The 19403-nt window shown below is 70.6% G+C and carries 15 protein-coding genes; 7 read left to right on the plus strand and 8 right to left on the minus strand.

The window, feature by feature from the left end; translation table 11 throughout:
- Positions 1–1001: 1001 nt before the first annotated feature.
- The gene (locus ACWFR3_RS34765) at positions 1002–1745 is read left to right on the plus strand and encodes a hypothetical protein (RefSeq protein WP_453738678.1); all 744 of its coding nucleotides are present in this window, start codon (positions 1002–1004) and stop codon (positions 1743–1745) included.
- 282 nt (positions 1746–2027) lie between these two features.
- On the opposite strand, the gene ACWFR3_RS34770 is transcribed toward ACWFR3_RS34765, so the two are convergent.
- A complete protein-coding gene (locus tag ACWFR3_RS34770; RefSeq protein WP_453738679.1) occupies positions 2028–4202 on the minus strand; it encodes a hypothetical protein in 2175 nt (724 codons plus the stop codon).
- A gap of 117 nt (positions 4203–4319) precedes the next feature.
- Complete coding sequence (locus ACWFR3_RS34775) at positions 4320–4967, minus strand: hypothetical protein (protein WP_453738680.1); 648 nt, start codon at positions 4965–4967, stop codon at positions 4320–4322.
- 463 nt (positions 4968–5430) lie between these two features.
- On the opposite strand from ACWFR3_RS34775, the gene ACWFR3_RS34780 reads away from it, so the two are divergent.
- Entirely contained in the window at positions 5431–6375 is a 945-nt protein-coding gene (locus ACWFR3_RS34780; RefSeq protein WP_453738681.1) for a LamG-like jellyroll fold domain-containing protein, read from the plus strand.
- A 145-nt stretch (positions 6376–6520) separates the two neighbouring features.
- Entirely contained in the window at positions 6521–8656 is a 2136-nt protein-coding gene (locus ACWFR3_RS34785) for a PQQ-dependent sugar dehydrogenase (RefSeq protein ID WP_453738682.1), read from the plus strand.
- Between the two features lie 47 nt (positions 8657–8703).
- Here the strand turns inward: ACWFR3_RS34785 and pepE are convergent, their stop codons facing one another.
- Both pepE and ACWFR3_RS34795 read right to left on the minus strand, forming a co-directional pair.
- Complete coding sequence (pepE, locus tag ACWFR3_RS34790; protein ID WP_453738683.1) at positions 8704–9435, minus strand: dipeptidase PepE; 732 nt, start codon at positions 9433–9435, stop codon at positions 8704–8706.
- A 55-nt stretch (positions 9436–9490) separates the two neighbouring features.
- Positions 9491–10282 (minus strand): IclR family transcriptional regulator, encoded by a 792-nt coding sequence (locus ACWFR3_RS34795; RefSeq protein ID WP_453738684.1) that lies wholly within the window; start codon positions 10280–10282, stop codon positions 9491–9493.
- Positions 10283–10425: 143 nt separating this feature from the next.
- On the opposite strand from ACWFR3_RS34795, the gene ACWFR3_RS34800 reads away from it, so the two are divergent.
- The 4 genes from ACWFR3_RS34800 (at position 10426) to ACWFR3_RS34815 (ending at position 15423) form a co-directional block, all read left to right on the plus strand.
- Complete coding sequence (locus ACWFR3_RS34800; RefSeq protein ID WP_453738685.1) at positions 10426–11385, plus strand: DUF1177 domain-containing protein; 960 nt, start codon at positions 10426–10428, stop codon at positions 11383–11385.
- Positions 11386–11421: 36 nt separating this feature from the next.
- On the plus strand, positions 11422–13089 hold the full coding sequence (locus tag ACWFR3_RS34805) for an OPT/YSL family transporter (RefSeq protein ID WP_453738686.1): 1668 nt from the start codon (positions 11422–11424) through the stop codon (positions 13087–13089).
- 2 nt (positions 13090–13091) lie between these two features.
- On the plus strand, positions 13092–13826 hold the full coding sequence (locus ACWFR3_RS34810) for an AroM family protein (protein ID WP_453738687.1): 735 nt from the start codon (positions 13092–13094) through the stop codon (positions 13824–13826).
- 292 nt (positions 13827–14118) lie between these two features.
- Positions 14119–15423 (plus strand): VanZ family protein, encoded by a 1305-nt coding sequence (locus ACWFR3_RS34815; RefSeq protein ID WP_453738688.1) that lies wholly within the window; start codon positions 14119–14121, stop codon positions 15421–15423.
- Positions 15424–15520: 97 nt separating this feature from the next.
- Here ACWFR3_RS34815 and ACWFR3_RS34820 read toward each other — a convergent pair whose 3' ends face one another.
- The 4 genes from ACWFR3_RS34820 to tenA all read right to left on the minus strand — a co-directional run bounded on the left by ACWFR3_RS34820 (position 15521) and on the right by tenA (position 19400).
- Entirely contained in the window at positions 15521–16366 is an 846-nt protein-coding gene (locus ACWFR3_RS34820) for a helix-turn-helix transcriptional regulator (RefSeq protein ID WP_453738689.1), read from the minus strand.
- 67 nt (positions 16367–16433) lie between these two features.
- Entirely contained in the window at positions 16434–17189 is a 756-nt protein-coding gene (locus ACWFR3_RS34825) for an SDR family NAD(P)-dependent oxidoreductase (RefSeq protein WP_453738690.1), read from the minus strand.
- Positions 17190–17322: 133 nt separating this feature from the next.
- Positions 17323–18714, minus strand: a complete 1392-nt coding sequence (locus ACWFR3_RS34830) for a purine-cytosine permease family protein (protein WP_453738691.1) — start codon at positions 18712–18714, stop codon at positions 17323–17325.
- Complete coding sequence (gene tenA, locus ACWFR3_RS34835) at positions 18711–19400, minus strand: thiaminase II (RefSeq protein ID WP_453738692.1); 690 nt, start codon at positions 19398–19400, stop codon at positions 18711–18713. Before tenA ends, ACWFR3_RS34830 begins: the two co-directional genes overlap by 4 nt.
- Between the last annotated feature and the right edge of the window lie 3 nt (positions 19401–19403).

A 19403-nucleotide genomic window follows, 5' to 3' on the forward strand; every position in this document is an offset into this window, starting at 1 on the left:
GTACTGGCGGTGTCGGTTGGGGGGACCGCGGGGTGATGGGCCGGGCCGCCGCCGCACTGCGGCGGCGGCCGGGGGCGCGAGGGATCGAGGCTCCCCCTCGATCGGGCCTCGCGTGAGGTGCCCTCCATCGGCGGTGCCAGGTCGCGGGAGCTGCCTCGCCGGCCTCCGGAGGGCGGTGGCTGGAGTCGCGTCAGCGGTGCGGCTCCAGCCGGTCTCGTGAAAGGCGTGTGCCTCTGTCACGGCTCGGGGGGTTGGGAGCCGGGGGTACGGGCCAGGGGCCCGGTGTCGTCTGATTCTGAGGGTAGATGCAAGACCGGGTTGATCGGAAGCTGGCCCGGGCGATACCGGCGTCCCGGAACCGAACTGCCCATGCGTGGCCTGGTAGTACCGCCTGGTTCGTCAAGGGGCCTGTCACTCATAGGAGTTGCTGCCGGGCCTCGATGGGCTGGGTCGCAGGCGAGGGGCATACCGTCTAGGGTGCTTCCGGCCGGCCTCGGAGTGCAGCGGCGGGGCGGGTCGGGTATGGGGGGCTGCCGGTGGAGTCGGGAGCTGAGGGAACGCGAATCCGTCCCCACACGCGCGGGACGGACCCGCAGTGCGGGCGGCCGGGTAAGCACGGACGCAAGTGCCGAAGCCGTACGGGTCGGCCAGCACCGATTCCATCCCGCCGCCACCCCGGTCGCGGACAAGGCGCCGAACCCACGGTCCCGCCGCGACGGTCCGGGACGGTCTGCATCAGGTCGGCCATCTGCGTGTCTTCTGCACCGGACAGACCCGCCACGACGACCACAACCGGCTGCCGGCGCACCGCCTGACGCGTCGCCGCCGGGAGGTGATGAGGAGACGGGATTCTGCTCTCGTGACGGTCTTTCAGAGAGGAGGTGTCACCGAGTCCGCTGCATTGTCCTTGACCGGTCACGATCCGCTACGGCTGGCACGGAACGTGGCGCTCCACAAGCACACTTGACGGGCAGTCATTTCTTGACCATGCGCATTACGACGTGCGCACCACCACGGGGGATCTGTACATGCGCGTCACCCGCAAGAAGATGAAGCTGTACGCCCTGGCAGTGGCCGTCGCGGCGGCCCTGACCACCACGGCCTGCGAGCTGGGCGAGGGCGATGGAAAGCCCGACGGCGAGGCCAACCCGTCCGCGAGCGCCCCGAGCCGGCCGGGCACCGATCCCGGCGGTTCGGACGGCGCGAGCACGACCGGCCCCGACGCGACCGGCACGCCCGATCCGGAGAAGCCGACCAGCTCCAACACCGGCAGTTCGGGCGGCGAGGACGGCACGTACGAGTATGCGGACCGGCAGGCCCCGCCCCGGGGCTCGGTCTGCGACAACGGCGGTCAGGGCCCCTATGGGGTGATCGAGTCCGTCGACTTCGGCGGCGAGGCCCCCGACACGACGATGGGACTCGTCCTCGGTCAGTACGAGTGCGGTGACGAGGGCCCCGTCTTCAAGCCGACCAGCGCGACCGGGGCCGCGATGGACGTGCTCCTCGACGACAGCCACCTCAAGGTGGTCGTGGGCGGCACATTCGCGAGCGATCTGGGCACCAAGACACCGGACGCCAACACGTTCGTCAAACAGCTTGCCAAGATGCAGGACAACGGCGACCTCGGTGGCCGCAAGTCTCCCGAGTTCTACTTCCGGATCGACGGCCAGTCCGACGACGTGAACGCCATGCCGGACGATGAGTCCCACATCATCTACCTGTACCAGATCATTGACGGCGACTGAGCTTGGGCTGGGAGCCGTTGCCCTGTCCGCGTGGGCGACGTCGCGACGTTCCGCGGGCTGAACGGCGTACGACCAAGCCCCTGGCGTGGGCAGCCAGGGGCTTGAAGTCGGCGGTGAGGAAAGCGAGGAGGCTATTTCTACAGGAAAGGTATGAGAAGGAAGCCTCTTCATGGCCTCACCGGCCTGAGCTGAGGAAGGCGGAAGGGCTGGCGTTGAACCCCCGGTGAGGGTGGGTGTGAGAAGGAAGCCCTTTCATGGCCTCAGCGAGCTGAACGCTACCAGTCACTCGGGGACCAGGTCGCGCAGATTTTCCGGGGTGAAGACCTGCGACTGGGGGTGCAGCCCTTCGGGGCGCTGCATGCCCAGGTAGGTGACCGGCCCTTCCGGAATGCTCTCGCCGTCCCACAAGGTCACTTCCGTATCGCCCTTCAGGCCGAGCAGCCAGCGCACCGTCAGCTGTTCCCGCTCGACGATGCCGCGCGCCAGTTCCTCCACCGTCGCACGGGTCTCCTCGACGCGGTTGGCGGCCGGCATGCCCTTGAGGTACAAGTGCAGCCAGTGCGCACGCCACCGGCCGCCGTCGCCGCGCTGGAACACCAGCGGCAGCGCCACCCGGCCGGGGCCCCGCAGATCCGACTTCATCCGCACGGTCCGCGGTTCGAACGGCCGGCCCTGCTGCTCGCCTTCTCGCAGCATGAACCCGAAGAACGACTCCTCGACCTCCAGGAAGCTCTCCCCGCAGTACAGCAGGACCTCCGGGACGACGTAGCTGCCGCGTACCGCTGCGAGCCGCAACTCGATGAACTCCGAGGCCCCTTCGGGCGCTTCGGTGATGTCTCCGGAATGCCGGCCCTCCAGATCCGTCAGCTGGGTGTAGGAGAGCCAGGTGACCTGCTCGTAGTTCTCGTCCAGGATCACCGCGGACAGGTCGTAGTCGGTGGTCTGGCTCTTCTGCTTCCAGTGCACGAAGAACCGCAGCAGCTCGCCCTCGACGGGCGACACCGAGCCGCGTGGCAGTACCCCGAGCCCGGACAGGGCCGCCTTGCCGCTGAGCGGCAGCGCCACATCGAGGAAGTCCGGATCGATGAGTACCGGCCCGGTGTCCGGCAGCCTGCTCGCGATCTCCGTGTCGAGCAGCTCGATCAGTCTCTGCTTGGCCGGTATGGGCAGCGCGGGGCGGGTGTCCCGGGTGACCCAGGCACGCCCGTGCCGGTTGATGAACACCCGGCGCGCGCCTGCCTGTTCGAGGTGGTCTCCCCGGTTCAGCAGGTGCTGGCGCGTCGAGAGCAGTACTCGCCCGGCAGCGTGCCGGGCCGCCTCCTCGGCGCCGGCGAGTACGGCCGCGTACTCCTCGTCGGTGCGGGCGGAGCGCACCAGCCGGTCCACGGCCCGCAGCAGCAGACCCGGTGCGGATTCCAGCAGGCTGACCGCACCGGCCAGGTCGCCCCGGCCGAGCAGCTCCTCGGTCCGGCTCGCGAACGAGCGCACCCGCTGCTCACCGCGCGCCACCGCGAACACCCGGGCGGCGTGGGGCCACTGGGGGAACTCGTGCGGATGCAGCCGCTCGCCGAGCCGCTTCCACATTTCCCGGTGTGCGGTCACATCGGCGAGCTGCGCGGGCGCCGCGGCGACCACCGCGTCAAGGCCCGCGAGCAGCGCCCGGCGTGCGGGCCGCGACAGCTTCACGAACTTGGTGGGTTCAAGGAGGGACACGTTGCCGCCCGCCAGCGCGCAGGCAAGGCGCAGCACATCGGTCACGGTGTCGAGGAGCGGTCCCGAACCCGCGTGCATACGGGCCTTGTTGATTACCGCGCGGTTCTCTCGCACGGGGATCTGTTCGGGTTGCGGGCCGTCCGCACAGTGCGTCGCCAGCTCGCCGAGGTCACGCAGGTGTTCCTCGCTCAGCGGGGTGCGGCTGCCCGCGAGCTTGAGGTACAGCTCGCCGACCTCGTCCTGTGCGTTCCGGCCCAGGTGCAGCACCGTCACCCGGTCACCGGCCGCCGCGAGCAACTCGTCGTGGTGGCCGAGCATTTCGGTGTACGTGTGCTGGTAGCGCCCGTACGAAGGCAGCGTCAGCAGATTCACCACGCCGGTGCTCAGCTGCTTGAGGGTGCCTTCGCGGGCATCGCCGTCGGCGAGAGCCTCGCGGATGCACTGCATCCAGAAGTCCAGGGTGTCCGGCACATTCGCCGGGAAATCGATGAAGTATGTGTTGTGCCGCACCTGGTCACCGACCAGCTCACGCACGCCGGCCAGTGTCCGCACGGCGATCTCGGTCACCGCGTCTTCGGACAGCCCGGCCAGCCGCTCGAGGAGCGGACCGGACAGCTTGAAGCCCACGGACATCAGTGCTGAGTCGAACTGCCGCACAGCAACGACACCGTCACCGGCAGGCCCCTCGGGGGCAGGGAGACGGCGAGCATGCCGGACGACCAGATGTTCGAGAGGGTGGGCCATGCGGGAATGGTGACAGAGTGATACCGGCGTGCGCACTTGGGTTTCGGGTGCGAGCAAGCAGCGTGCCCGGTGTGGGGACGGTCACCGTCCAGCGGTGTGCGTCGACCTGACGGTGGCTTACCCCCAGGTCTCGCCGGTGACCAGAGCGGGGCCGAGGTGGCGGGCCGCCACCGCTTCGATGGCCGGGCAGGCGGGGCCGTCGCCGTGTTTCCACGTGTTGACCACGCACGTCTGCACGGGGTGCACGGGACCCTCGGAGCGGCCGCCGGTGTCCGCCTCCAGCGGCCGGTCCTGGGGCGCGGCCAGGGCGTAGCAGGCCAGCATGGTGCGTTCGTCCTCGTACCAATAGTGGTCCAGGATCGCGGGGTTGGTGAAGTCGAGGCAGTGGAAGGTGACGGCGATGTCCTGCCGGCCGTAGGGGGCGCTGCGCAGGGCGGGTGCAAGGTCGTCGAGTCTGTCGCCGCGGGCCAGGAGCACCGCCCGCTCGACCGAAGCACCCCACGGCGGCGGCTCGCTGTCCGGGCCGGGAATGCCGTCCTCGGAGAAGACGAGCTGGGTTCCGATCGCGGGAGGCTCGAACCGAGCCTGTCCCAGGACACCGCCCCAGCCCAGACCGGCGTTGACACACAGCGAGCCGGAGAACAGCGCCCACGGCGTACGCACCAGCCGCTCCCGGCCAAGGTCCACGACCAGGCGCCCGAACTCCTCCGCCGGCAGGAGCACCGGCGATTGAGGCGCGATGAAAGTGTCGACCCACATACCCATGCGCTCGTTCTAACAACGACCCCGGAGCCACGGCATCCCGATTTCCGGGGCGCGTCCGCCGCGCAGGTCCGACGCACCTAACGGTCCGCGGCCGCGGTAGGCATGGCGATCGCTGTCGGGCGTCTGCCTCTCCGAACGTGCGGCGGGCATTTCCTCGGATCGGGGCCCTTCTGACGGATCTCCACGTCTTTGTCGCGGTCACCCATCGCGTGCAGTCGCCTGGCCGGGACCGCTGCGGAGGCGTAGCCCCCCGCTTCGTACAGAGTGGTGAGGTCGCTCCCCGCGAGAGCGGCACGGCAATAGCTGTACGCACTCTTGTCGCCACCGTCCGATGTTTGTACGTTGCAGCAGACATGACAGGAAGCGCTTTCTTCGCACGCCTTCTGGAGGGGACATGACGCCTGGCACCGCCGTGCCGTCCTACCGGCGCAGATCTGCACGGTCTGGGTTATGGCCTGCCGTGATGGCGGCCGGCGCCGCTCTCCTCACCGCCGCGTTCGTCACTCCGCCCGGCGGTGCGTCAGCGCCGGACGACCGGTCCGCAGCCACCGGGGCAGGCATCCACGGAAGTCTGGTCGCGGCCTACGACTTCGAGCATCCGGACCCCGCGGACGCTGGGCGCGAACGCGACGTGGGGCCGTCCGGCACCAGCCTGTCGCTCGTCAACGGCGGCGCCGCGATGCGCGTGCGCGACCACGCCGATCCGCGGCGTGGGCACGTCCTGCAGACCCGGCAGCTGACTCCGGACGCCGCGGGGAACGACGACTGGAAGGCGGGCGTGTACGACCCGGACGGCGCGGCCTCGCTGCACGCGTTCAACGGAGCCCGCCAGGCCACGGTGATGGGCTGGTTCCGTACCACCGGACAGAACCCGAGCCCGAATTCAGGCTCGGCCGACCCCTCCGACCAGTACAACGCCATCGGTCTCGCGGGAGTCCTGACCGGGGACTCGAACGGGCACGACGTACGGGCTCTCCTCGAAGTGATCGATGTGGGCGGCGAGTTGCGCCTCGTCGCACTCGGACGGCGCCTGGACGGCTCCACGTCCCAGACCTTCGCCGCGAACGGGGACTGGCGTACCCATCTGCCCGACGGCAAGTGGGTCCACCTGGCCGCGACCTTCGACTTCGACACGGGTGAGATGGCGCTGTACCGCAACGGCCGTGCGCTTTCAGGCAGTTACGTACGCGACGGTGATCCGTGGGCTCTCGCCGGAGAGCCGGAGCCCGACTTCGCCTCACCGACCGACCCCCGAGGCATCAAAATCGGCGGGAGTTTCCCGCAGAACACCCGCGAAGCCAACCCCTGCAACTGCCGCATGGACGACCTGCTGTTTCTGGACCGGGCCGCCACCCCGGGGCAGGTGAGAGCCGAGTATCGCCGCACCGGTGGCAAACCCGCCTCCTGAGTTCACGTGCTGGACCTGCTTCCCGGTCTGACTCGTCCGCGGGACCCCCCTCCAGACCACACGTCCAGACCACGAGTCCAGAGCACACGTCCTGCGCACGCCGCCCGAATGCACCTCCCGGGCACGCCACACGAAGGGAGCCCCCTTGTCCCCGTCGGCCCCGCACGTCCGGCCCCGTACGAGATCCCTCCTGGTCCAAGTCCTCACCGGCGCCCTGCTCGCCGCAGTGCTCACCACGCCACCGGCAGGCGCGGTCGCAGCGCCCGCCGCTGCCACCGCCGCGGCCGCTGTCACCGACCCCATCCCCGGCAAGCCGGTCACCTCCGGTCTCGGCCTCGAGGTCCAGGAGTTCGCCCAGCTCCCGAAGTCCGAGCCGCGCCCGGGCCCGGTCGAGGACAGCCGTCTCATCCGGCACAACCGGATCAACTACCTGACCCCGTTCCCCGGCGGGTCCGGCCGCCTGGCCGTCGCGGACCAGAACGGCACCCTGTACTCCCTCAACAAGGACGGCTCCCAGCAGCACCCCTACCTGGACCTCTACAAGGAGTTCTCCGCCGCCTTCTACGCCAGCCGGGGCCTGGGCACCGGCTTCGGCTACGTCACCTTCGACCCGGATTTCCGGCACAACGGACGCTTCTACACGGTCCACACCGAGAAACCCGAACTGACCGACGCCAAGCCGGACTTCAACCAGCCCAGCGGAAACGGGTTCCACGGCATCGTCACCGAGTGGACGGCCGACGACCCCAGCGCCTCCGTCTTCTCCGGCACCCACCGAGAGCTGCTCCGCATCGGCTTCAACGGCCAGGTCCACGGCATCCAGCAGATCGACTTCAATCCGACCTCCAAGCCCGGCGACGCGGACTACGGACTGCTCTACATCGCGGTCGGCGACGGCGGCAAGGGCTCCACCACCGGCGACCCGCAAAACCGGGCCCTCCCGCACGGCAAGCTCCTGCGCATCGACCCGCGCGGCCGGGGCAGCGCGAACGGCAAGTACGGCATCCCGCCCGCCAATCCGTTCGTCGGCGAGTCCGGCACCCTCGGCGACATCTACGCGATCGGCATGCGTGACCCGCACCGCTTCAGCTGGGACGCGCGCGGCAGCCACCGCATGTTCCTCTCCCACGTCGGCGAGCACGCCATCGAGGCCGTCTACGAAGTGCGGGCCGGCGACAACTACGGGTGGAGCGAACGCGAGGGCGCCTTCGTCTTCGACAAGAAGGCCACCGACCCGTGCGCCAAGATCCTCCCGCTGCCCGCCGATGACGCGAAGTACGGCTACACCTATCCGGTCGCCGCCTACGACCACGATCCGCCGGCCAGCTGGAACTGCAAGTCCGACGTGGGCCGCGGCATCTCCGGCGGCTACGTCTACCGCGGCCACGACCTGCACGGACTGCGGGGCAAGTACGTACTCGGTGACATCGTCGACGGCCGCCTCCTCTACACGGACGCCACCGACATGCGCCGCGCGAAGCCGGGCGCCGAACAACGCCTGGCGCAGATGTACAGCCTCATGGTCTACGACGCGAAGTCCGGCAAGCGCGTCTCCATGCAGGAACTTGCCGGTGACAAGCGCGTCGACCTGCGGTTCGGGCAGGACGCGAAGGGCGAGCTGTACATCCTCTCCAAGGCCAACGGCAAGATCTGGAAGGTGACGGGGACGCGCACGTTCGCGAGCTGCGACACCGACGGGACCACCCTCACCGGCGTGATGGGCGCGAAGAACTGGGCGCCCGTCACCCCCTCCAAGTGGCAGTTCAAGGGCGGCCAGGCGGTGATGACCGAGCCGGGTGTCGAGCGGCCCGGACCCCGCCGCCCCTATGAGTACGCCGTGCTCACCACCGGCCCCACGTACCGCAACGTCCGTATCGATGCCCAGGTCCGCATCGATACGCCGACCGACATCGAGAACCGGGACGTGATCGTCATCTTCGGCCACGAGTCGGACACCCGATTCGGCTACGCGCATCTCTCACAGGACAACTCCATCTACCCGCACAACGGCGTCTTCACGGTGGACGACGCCGACCGGCTGCGGGTGGAGGACCAGTGGGACGGCACCACCGGCGCCCCGCCCGCGATCAGCGACGCAGCCTGGCACCGAGTCAGAGTGGTGCGCTGCGGGGACACCGGGGAGACGGCCGTGTACCTGGACGGCTCGCCGTACCCCTTGATGACAGCGGTGAGCACGCGGCCCGGCGACGGGCGGATCGGCTTCGGTTCGTTCGACAACGCCGGCCGGATCCGTGGGCTGAAGGTGTCCGGGACGTCGTAGCGGCCGTGTGCGGTGACAGTCCGCGGCCGACTGTCATGAACGGCGTTTCAGGCAGACGCGGTGTCGAACCGGGCGGGCAGGGTCAGCAGGGTGCTGAGGTCGGCGCCGGGGGCGTATTCCTGCGGGGCCTGGTCCCGCAGGAACAGGCGGGCGCCGGCCGGGGTGCCGCCGAGCTCGAGGCTGTCTCCCCGGCGCCGCAGCCAGGTGCCCTCGCGCAGCCCAAGGACCGGCACGTCGTTCTCCTCGAGGAACTGCCCAAGACGCTCTGCACGCGTCTCGCCCATGTGGCTGCTCGCCGGGTCGGGGTCGAGGTAGTGCGGGTTGATCTGGAAGGGGATCAGGCCGAAGGAGGCGAAGTCCGGCGGCTGCACGATGGGCATGTCGTTGGTGGTGCGCAGCGTCGGACAGGCCATGTTGGTGCCGGCCGAGGATCCCATGTACGGCATCCCCGCGGCGGCGCGTGCGCGCACCGCCGCGATCAGGCCGAGCGCGTGCAGCGCCGCGAGCAGCCGGAAGCTGTTGCCGCCGCCGACGAAGACGGCCTGCGCGTCGGCCACGGTCCCGGCCGGGTCGCCGTCCGTGTGTGCTCCCCGCACGGAAATGCCCAGCGGCTTCAGCGCTTGGGCCACCTTGTCGGTGTAGGCGTCGTGATCGGCCAGCGCGTACGGCACGAAGACGAGTTCGCGCACCCCCGTCAGATGGTCTGCGATCACCTCTGTCGCGTGTTCGAGATAACCGTGGCCGGGGGCCGCGGAGTTGGACAGCAGGAGCAGCTTCATGGGGAGATGCCTTTCCAAAAGGGAGGAGATGGGAGGGGAGTGGCGGGGCCGGGGGTCAGGGGGCCCGGTGGGTCGCCTGCGGGCGGGATCGGCGCGGGGAGAGCAGCTCGCCCAGGTCGGCCGCGGCAGCCTGCAGCGGGCCGAGGAGGTGTTCGTCCGGTCCGGTGACCAGGTCGTGCGGCCCGACCAGCGAGAGCGTGCCGACGGGCTGTGAGCGGACGAGCAGCGGCACCGCGAGGCCCGAGGTGGCCGGATCGTACTCGCCCTTGGAGTGCGAGTGTCCGTCCTGGCCTGCGCGGACCATCAGCTCCTCCAACTCCTCGGGGTCTGTCACGGTCAGCGGGGAGAAGCGCGGCATCGGTCTGCCGTACAGCAGCCGGGCCCGGGTGCCGGGGGTGAGCATGCCGAAGTACGCCCTGGAGGTGGCGCCGGCATGGGCCGGGTACAGCTCGCCGGTCAGCCGGTAAGCGCGCAGCGGTCCGCTGCCGCCGTCGGCCGACTCCACGCAGCGCAGGTGCACCCCGTCCGGGACGGCGAAGAGCGCGGTGGCGCCCGTCTTCATCGCAAGGGCGCGCACGGTGGGCCGTACCAGGGCGGACATGCCGCCGTGCCGTTCCCAGGCGGTCGACATGTGCCACACCGCGGGGCCGAGGCGGTAGCGGCGGGTGACCGGGTCGGAGACCAGGAATCCGCGGTGCGCCAACGCGGCGAGCAGCCGCTGTGCGACTGACTTGTCCCAGCCGAACTCGGCCGCCAGATCCGTCACCCCCCACTCCTCGCGCTCCTGCGAGAAGGCCAGGAGCACGCTGAGGACGCGGTCGGCGGTCTGCAAAGGGGGTGCGGTCATGGCGGCAGCGTACCGGATGGCGGACATGCTTCTCTGAAATAGAGAAAGGGTTGTCTCATCCGGGATTGGCGTCGCAGTCTGCTGGAAGCCAGGTCACAGTGGCCCTGGCGGCACCATCTCGTACACGCACCAAGGGAGCCGCTGTGCTCAAGCACGTACTCGACGTCCTCGACCTCCTGGACCGCCCGCAGGCAAGCGGTGAGCTGCTCGCCGGCCATCTGCGGTCCGTCCTGGACGCGGCCGGATCGCCGGCCGAAGGCCCCAAGCCGGAGATCACCGTCACCCGGATCGAGGGCGAGCAGGGCGGCACCGACTTCGTGAAGGTCACCGTCCCCGGCGCCCGCGGCAAGGCCGCCGGCGGAGAGGCGCCCACGCTCGGCATCCTCGGCCGCCTTGGCGGTGTAGGCGCCCGCCCCGAGCGGATCGGCCTGGTGTCCGACGCGGACGGCGCGGTCGCCGCGCTGGCCGCCGCGGCGAAGCTGCTCGACATGTACGGGCGCGGCGACCGCCTGGAGGGCGACGTCATCCTCTCCACGCACGTCTGCCCCGACGCGCCGACCCGGCCGCACGACCCGGTGCCGTTCATGGACTCGCCGATCTCGGTCCTCGACTGCAACCGCGCGGAGATCTCCCCGGAGATGGACGCGGTGGTCTCCATCGACACCACCAAGGGCAACCGGCTCCTCAACCACCGAGGCGTCGCGCTCTCCCCGACCGTCAAGCAGGGCTGGATCCTGCGCCCGAGCGACGACCTGCTGGGGGTCCTTGAGACCGTGACCGGCGAGGTCGCGCACGTCCTGCCGATCACCACGCAGGACATCACCCCGTACGGCAACGGCGTGCACCACCTCAACTCGATCATGCAGCCGTGCGTGGCGACGGACGCGCCGGTGGTCGGCCTCGCGCTGGTCACCCAGACCGCCGTGGCGGGCTGCGCGACGGGGGCCAGCCACGAGACGGACATCGCCGCGGCGGCCCGGTTCTCGCTGGAGGCGGCCAAGGACTTCGGACGCGGCGTCGCACGCTTCCACGACCAGGAGGAGTTCGAGCGGCTGATCGAGCTCTACGGGCCGATGACCCGCCTGCAGGCGTCCGCCGCCTGACCACGGTCCGCCCCCCTTCGCCCCGCTGGAGTCCCCGTGACCACTTCGCACAGCGCGCCCCCCACGGGTGCGCCGCCCACGCACCCGCGCGCCTTCGAACCGGTGACCCTGGTCGTCAGCGCCGTCCTCGCCGTCCTGGGTTCCGTCATCGGCCTGGTGCTGATCACGACCCTGGGCATCGCCCCCAACACCTCCGTGATCGGTGCGCTGCTCGCGATGTTGATCGGCCGGATCTCCATCGCCGGCCTGCGCAGGATGCGCGACCAGCACCGGCAGAACCTCGTGCAGTCGGCCGTGTCCGGCTCGACGTTCGCCGCCGCCAACTCGCTGATCACCCCCATCGCGGTGCCGTTCCTCATCGGCCGCCCCGATCTGGTGTGGACGATGCTGCTCGGTGCGGTGATCGGACTGGCCGTGGACAGCTGGGTGCTCTTCCGGGTCTACGACTCGCGGCTCTTCCCGGCCTCATCGGCCTGGCCCGCCGGGATCGCCGCCGCCGAGACGATCAAGGCAGGTGACGAGGGTGGAAAGAAGGCCGCGGTGCTGGGCGTCGGCGCGGTCGTCGGCTTCGTCGGAGCGATGTTCAAGCTGCCGACGTCGGCCGCGGGAGTTGCTTTCCTCGGCAACATCTGGGCGCTGCTGATGTTCGGCGTCGGCCTGCTTGCCGCCCAGTACGTACCGACCGCCTTCCACTACGACCTCGGCGCCAACTACGTCCCGCACGGCGTGATGATCGGCGCGGGTCTGGTCGCACTGGTCCAGGCCGCACTGATGATGCGCGACCGCACGGCGAAGAAGCAGGCAGCCACCGAGCGGCAGGACGAGCGCTTCGACGCGGACTTCCGCACCGTCGACGCCCGCCGGCTGCGCCGCGGACTGATCGAGGGCATGGCGCTGTTCGTCGTCGGCGCGATCGTTGTCGCCGTCGGCGGCGGGGTCGCGGCGGACATGGGCGGCTTCGCCCTCGTCGGCTGGGTGCTGCTCGCCGGGGTGGCCGCGCTGGTGCACCAGCTGATCGTGGGGCTCGCGGCGATGCACTCCGGGTGGTTCCCCGCCTTCGCCGTGACGCTGATCTTCCTGATACTCGGCCTGGTCCTGAGCATCCCGATGATCCCGCTCGCCCTCCTTGTCGGGTACTGCGCGTGCACCGGACCGGCCTTCGCCGACGTCGGCTTCGACTTCAAGGCGGGCTGGCTGCTGCGCAAGGACGCCGTGCCGTGGAAGCCGTACGAGATGGCGGGCCGCCGCCAGCAGTACCTCTCGCAGCTGGTGGGCTTCGCCGTGGCGATCGTCGTCGTCGCCATCGCGTGGAAGCCGTTCTTCTCCGACGGCCGTGTCCCGCCGGTCGCCCAGGTGTACGTCGACACCATCAAGGCCGGTCTCACCGACACACACGCCATCACGATGATGCTGCTGTGGGCGATCCCCGGTGTGCTGATCCAACTCCTCGGCGGCTCCAAGCGGCAGATGGGCGTGCTCCTTGCCACCGGTCTGCTGGTGGCCACCCCGCAGGCCGGCTGGCTGGTTCTTGCCGCGCTCGCCGTCCGCTTCGGCTACACGCGCCGGCGCCGCTCCCGGGCCGCCACGAAGGAGGAGGCGGACGCCGCGGCCGAGAGTGCCGACAACGACCTCGCCCTGGTCGGCGCCGGCCTGATCGCGGGCAGTTCCGTCCATGATGTCGGCCAGATCTACAAGGCGGTGTGACCGTGTCCACAGCATCGGACACCCGCGGCGTACTGGGCCTGGTCACCATCGGCCAGGCCCCGCGCACCGACCTGACTCCCGACATCCTCCCGCTCACGGCCGGGCTCCGGCTGACCGAGCACGGCGCCCTCGACCACGACCGGTTCGACGGCCCCGACGCCGACGCGGTACGCGCCGCCGTCGGGCCCGTCCCCGGCGAGGCACCGCTGATCTCCCGGCTGCGCGACGGCGGTTCCGCCGTCCTTGGCCACGACGCCCTCGCCCCCCGGATGGCCGACGCCGTCGCCCGCTGCGAGGCCGATGGCGCCGACGCCACGCTGCTGCTGTGCACCGGCCACTTCCCGCCGGTTCCGGCCGGCAGGCCGCTGCTGTACGCCGAGCCACTCGTCCAGCACGGCGTCCGCGCCCTGGTCGGAGCGGACCCGGTCGGCGTCCTCTGCCCGCTGCCCGCCCAGCGCGAGGACGTCGCGGCGCGCTGGGCCCGGCTCCTGCCCGGCCGGGTCACCGCAGCTCCGGCGGACCCCTACGCCGCGGGCGCGCCGGAGCACTGCGCCGCGGCGGCACGGGAGCTGGCCGCGGGCGGGGCGCGGTGGGTGGTCCTTGACTGCATCGGCTACACCGAAGAGATGCGCCGCGCGGCCGCGGACGCCGCGCGCATGCCGGTACTGCTGGCCCGCTCCCTGGCCGTGCGCCTTGCGGCGGAGGTCGCACAGTCGGCGGCGCAGGCGCGCGGTTGACGTCAGCGGGGCAGGGCGCCGGGTGCGTGAACTGCCCTGCCCCGCGGGCGGCGGCCAGGGCTCGACGTGCGTCGGTGTTGTCCGGTCGCCACCGGCACTGACTCTGACTCCTACCGGCTGAGCCACGCCAAGACCCGGCAGGACGACGGCTGATCACGGCGGCAGCCGTCGATGACGCCCGACACGCGCACCCGTCGCCACCACCCCCCCCCGCCAACCACCCACTCTCAGGAAAAGCCACAGCTCAGACATCTATACACTCCGTGTATATGCGTTGTGTATAGTCTCGCGCATGACTTCCGCATACCTGTTGCCGATGAAGACAGCAGCAGCGCTCTTCCCGCTCCTCGCGCTGCTGCTGTTCCTCCCGACGGCGGTCATCCTCTACCGCCGCCACGGCACCATGTCGCAGTGGCGCGCCCTGTCGCTCCTCGGCTTCCTCTACTACGCGATAACGGCCCTGTGCATGACGCTCATCCCGCTGCCCAAGCGGACAGCGGACATGTGCAAGACGTTCGCGGCGGTCGCGCACCCGCAGTGGATCCCGGGCAACACCTTCAGCGACATCTGGAAGGAGGCGCACCACAAGGTCACGCTGAACGCCCTGGTGCTCCAGAACCCCGCAGTCAGCGGTGCGGTCCTGAACCTGGCCCTGCTGCTCCCGCTGGGCGTCTTCGTCCGGTACCACCTGCGGCGCGGCCTCGCCGCCGCGGCCGCCGCGGGCTTCGGCGCCTCGCTGTTCTTCGAGGTCACGCAGGGCACCGGGCTGTGGGGCATCTACGCGTGCCCCTACCGCCTGTTCGACGTCGATGACCTGCTGCTCAACACCGCGGGGGCGTTGCTCGGCTGGTACGCGGCCGGGCCACTGGCCCGACTGCTCCCGGCAGGGGAGACGCCGGCCGACGCGCTGCCGGCCCGGCAGGCCGTCACCTCCGGACGGCGCCTGGTGGCGCTGCTGGTCGACCTGACCGGAGTCTCGGCCGTCACGGTCTTCGTGGTTCTCATCGCGGCGGGCGACGTCTACGCCGCAACCCAGCCCGTACCGCAGGTGATGGTCGCGGTCTTCACCGTGTGGTTCGTCGTAGTGCCCTGGCTGACAGGGACGACCCCTGGCAAGCGGCTTCTCCTGCTGAAGCTGGTGCCCACCGAAGGCGACGGGCGGCCGGCGCTGTGGCGGATCGCGGTCCGCGCGTTGCTGCCGGGCGCGGTCATCCTCCCGTTGATGGCGACCCTCGTGGCCGCGTCGATGGTCCTGCTCTACGGGCCGACGTGGGTCGTGCGCCGGGTCCGGGACGCTTCGGCGGCGGACGCGCGCGCGATCCAGTGGATGCTGATCGACCGCTTTCCGCAGGTGCTGCTGATCGTTCTCGTCGTGGTCCTGCTCGGCGGCTACGCGCTGATGGCCCGGCGGCGCAGGCCGGACCTGTGGGCCCACGAGCGGGCGTCCGGGGTGCGCACCGTGGCACTGACGCGCACCCGCGCCGACACCGTCCCGCACGTCGGGCCTGCGAAGGCTCCGCAGGCCCCCGGACCGGGCACCGACGCGTCGCAGACCCCGGCGCCCGAATCAACCCGCACGGTGTCGGGCCGCCGCTGACCCCCGAGCAGGACGACCACTGGGAGGGCGTCAGCTTGCGGCGGTCGCCCGCCTGGGTGCTGCCGTGCCACCTGCGGGCGGGTGAGGTGTCGGCCGGTCAGGTCCCCACCGCCCGCGCCCCCAGCACCGGCAGCAGCCGGAGCTTCTCGTCGTCCTCGGAGCCCGGCGTGGCGGTGTACACCAGCAGCGTCTGGTTCTGCTCCGGGTCCAGCAGCACCTGGCACTGCAGGGCCAGGACACCCAGCTCGGGATGGCGTACGCGCTTGGGGTCCACGCGCGGGGCGTCGATCTCGTGCGCGCTCCACAGCACGGCGAACTCCTCGCTGCTCTCCAGCAGGAGATCGCGCAGCTCCTGGGCACGGCCGCCCGCACCCTGGCGGGAATAGGCGGCACGCAGGCCGGAGGTGAAGAAGCGGCTGTGCAGCGGGTGGTCCTCCTCCGCGTACAGCAGCCGTGCGGTGGGATCGGTGAACCACCGGTAGGTCAGGCTGCGGTCGGGGCCGGTGAACCGGGTCTGGTCGCCGAGCAGTGCGGTGGCCGTCGGGGTCTGGGCGAGGGTCTCGCCCACATCGCTGACGACCTGCGCGGGGGTGTCGTCCAGCCGCCCGAGAATGCGCATCAGACCGGGTGTGATGTGGTCCGCGCGCAGTGTGCCGGGACGGGAGGGCGTGTTGTGGCCGGCAATGCGGAAGAGGTGGTCGCGTTCCGCCAGGGACAGGCGCAGGCCGCGGGCGATGGCAGCGAGCATGGGCTCCGAGGGCTGCGGCCCGCGCTGCTGTTCCAGCCGGCCGTAGTAGTCGGTGGACATACCGCTCAGCGCCGCCGCCTCCTCCCGGCGCAGGCCGCGGGTGCGGCGGCGCGGCCCCCGGGGCAGGCCCACGTCCTCGGGTTGCAGGGCTTCGCGGCGGGTGCGCAGGAAGTCCGCGAGTTGTGCTCGGTCCACGGCGTTGGTCTTTCTCGTGACCCCGCCGGTGACGGCAGGGGCGGCGGCGGTTTCGGGGCGAAGCGGTTCAGAGCAGCATGCCGCCTGACGCCTCGATGCGCTGCCCGGTGACCCAGGACGTGCCCTCGGCGAGCAGCGCGGCCGCCGCGGCGCCGATGTCATCGGGCTCACCGGGACGGCCCATGGCAGTGACGCTGCTCAGCATGCCGCGCATCTCCTCGTTGTCGCGCACCCCGCCGCCGCCGAAGTCGGTGCCGGTGGCACCCGGGGCGAGGGCGTTGACCGTGATGCCGCGTGGGCCCAGCTCCTTGGCGAGGTAGCGGGTGAGGATCTCCACGGCACCCTTGGCCGCCGCGTACGCGGAAGTGGGGGCGGCGATGAAGCGGGTCAGGCCGGTGGAGACGTTGAGGATGCGGCCGCCGTCCTTGATCAGCGGCAGCAGCGTCTGCGTGAGGAAGAAGACGCCTTTGACATGGACGTTCATCAGGCCGTCGAACTGCTCCTCGGTCGTCTCCTCGAACGGAGCGTGCACTCCGTGCCCGGCGTTGTTGACCAAAATGTCGAGGTCGTCGCGGCCCCACTCCTGCGCCAGCGCGGCCTGTACCTGTGCGGCGAAGACGGGGAACGCGGCAGTGTCGCCGGTGTCCAGCTGCAATGCGACCGCCGTACGGCCCAGCTTGCGGACCTCGGCGACGACGGCCTCGGCCTCCTCGGGGTGCGAGCGGTAGGTGAGGATCAGGTCGGTGCCGGATTCGGCAAGGTGCAGGGCGGTGCTGCGGCCCAGGCCACGGTTGGCGCCGGTGATCAGTGCGATGCGGGTCATGGTGGGGCTCCGTTCCCATCGGGGATGCGGGCGAACCGTCCGGTCCGCCGCCTTCCCCACCGACGATTCCGCAGGCGAAAGAGCGGATGAAGGCCGCAGTTATCCAGGGATCACGGATCCCCCCATCCGGTCTTCACGCCGGCGGGGGGCCGGGTGCCCGCCTCTGCCCCACGGCGAGGGTGGTGAGGGCGGCTGCCGCGAAGGAGAGCAGGGAGGCGCTCATCCACGGCTGGACGGTGAGGCCTACGGCGTCCTGCAGCCAGGCCCAGAAGTCGGACCAGCCGGCGATGTTCGTCGGTGCGATCAGTTGGTAGGTGATGAAGCCCAGTGCCCAGGGCAGCAGCATGATTCGGCGGGTGGGGGCCTGTTCGGAGACGTCCCAGGTGCGGTGGCCGCCGAGGACGAAGTAGTCCACGACCAGGACGGCGAACATCGGGATGAAGACCGCGCCGATCAGGTAGAGGAAGCTGGCGTAGCTGTCCATGTTCACCAGAAGTGCCAGGGCGGTGGCCAGTGTGCCGCTGATCAGGCACAGGATGCGGCGGTCGGCCCGGGGCAGCAGGTTCTGGGCGGAGACGGCGGTGGAGTAGACGTTGGCGAAGGACTGGTCGACCTCGCGCAGGACCAGGACACCGAAGCAGATCACGCCGACGCTGGTGGCGGTGAACGGGTCGAAGACCTTGTACGGGTCGGTGGTGTCGAACGCGATCATGGCGAGGGCGGCCACGCCGAGGACCGAGCCCGCGACGCCCGCGAGGGTCTGGCCGATGACCAGGCCGCCGAACGCCTCCTTCTCGCTGCGGGAGTGCCGCGAGTAGTCGGCGACCAACGGCAGCCAGGAGATCGACACGGCGATCACGCTGTCGGCGGCGAACCAGAAGTCCTTCCAGGAGCCGCCCTCCATCGGAATGCCGCGGCCGGCCAGGTCCCAGCCCAGGTAGCAGATGGCCAGGACGACGGCGATGGTGACATAGCGGCGGATGAGGCGCAGGGCGCCGAGCGGGCGCAGGGTGAGCGCTGTCGTCACCGCGCCCGCGACCAGTACGTACAGCCAGCCGGGTCCCGGCTCGCCGAAGGCCTGGCGGGCCAGGATCTTCAGGCCGGTGGAGATGACCACCAGCTCGAACACGGCCCAGCCGACCATCTGCAGCACGTTCAGGACGGTGGGCAGGTAGGACGCCTTCGCGCCGAACAGGCCGCGCAGCAGGACCATCGAGGGTGCGCCGGTACGGGCCCCGGTGATGGCGGCCAGGCCCAGGGCGAGGGTGCCGATCAGGGTGCCGACGACGGACGCGGTGACGGCCGCGGCGAACGACAGGGTCGGACTGCCGGTGCCCAAGGGGTCCAGGACGACCAGCATGCCGCTGAAGCCGAGCAGGCTGACGCCCAGGTTGGCCCAGAAGGTGCCTTGGTCCAGGCCGCTGAGGACCTTGGGTGTGGGCTGGTCGAGGGTGAGCGGCGCCTCGTTTGCCGGGGCCGGTCCCGGGGTGGTGGGTTCGGTGCCGGGTTCGGTGGTGGTCGTCACTTGGCGGGCTCCGAAACCCGGGCAGGAGCGGCGCTGAGGGGCCAGGACTCGGTGCGCCAGGCGGCGTCCCAGAACATCCACTCCCAGGTGGACGCGGTGGTGAAGGCCGTACGCATCCGTGCGCGGGTGGCCGGGTCGGCCTGGTCCGCGAGCCGGTTGACGATCTGCCGGGCGTGTTCGGTGGCGGCTTCGAACTCCTCGTCGGCGTACGTGCCGATCCAGTCGCCGTAGGGGTGGGCGGAAAGGTCGCCGGCTACCTCCAGGAGCGCCCGGCCCACCTCGGCGTAGATCCAGAAGCAGGGCAGGACCGCGGCGGTCAGCTCCGCATAGCCCTGGGTGTGAGCCACGGAGAGCAGGTAGGAGGTGTATCCGGTGCCGGTGGGGGAGGGCGTCCAGGCGTCGACGTCGACGACGTTGCTCTCGTGCAGGGAGCTTTCGACGACCACGGCGTCGTGGGCGGACTTCGCGAAGAACGCGATGTCCTGCGGCCGGTCCGCCTTCGCGGCGGCGCTGGCCAGCGCGCGGGCGTAGCCGCGCAGGTAGTGGGCGTCCTGGGCCAGGTAGTAGACGAACTTCTCCCGGTCCAGGGTGCCGTCACCGAGGGCAATGACGAACGGCAGCTTGTCGATGGCCGCACGTATCTCGGCCGTGTCCGCCCACAGCTCGTCGCAGAACGTTGTGGTCATGGG

The organism is Streptomyces sp. NPDC055189, assembly GCF_053606765.1.

Coding starts and splice junctions, on each gene's coding strand:
- ACWFR3_RS34770 (WP_453738679.1), bottom strand. CDS start 4,202: ATGGCCCACCCTCTCGAACATCTGGTCGTCCGGCATGCTCGCCGTCTC.
- ACWFR3_RS34775 (WP_453738680.1), bottom strand. CDS start 4,967: ATGGGTATGTGGGTCGACACTTTCATCGCGCCTCAATCGCCGGTGCTC.
- ACWFR3_RS34780 (WP_453738681.1), top strand. CDS start 5,431: ATGGCGGCCGGCGCCGCTCTCCTCACCGCCGCGTTCGTCACTCCGCCC.
- pepE (WP_453738683.1), bottom strand. CDS start 9,435: ATGAAGCTGCTCCTGCTGTCCAACTCCGCGGCCCCCGGCCACGGTTAT.
- ACWFR3_RS34795 (WP_453738684.1), bottom strand. CDS start 10,282: ATGACCGCACCCCCTTTGCAGACCGCCGACCGCGTCCTCAGCGTGCTC.
- ACWFR3_RS34815 (WP_453738688.1), top strand. CDS start 14,119: ATGACTTCCGCATACCTGTTGCCGATGAAGACAGCAGCAGCGCTCTTC.
- ACWFR3_RS34825 (WP_453738690.1), bottom strand. CDS start 17,189: ATGACCCGCATCGCACTGATCACCGGCGCCAACCGTGGCCTGGGCCGC.
- tenA (WP_453738692.1), bottom strand. CDS start 19,400: ATGACCACAACGTTCTGCGACGAGCTGTGGGCGGACACGGCCGAGATA.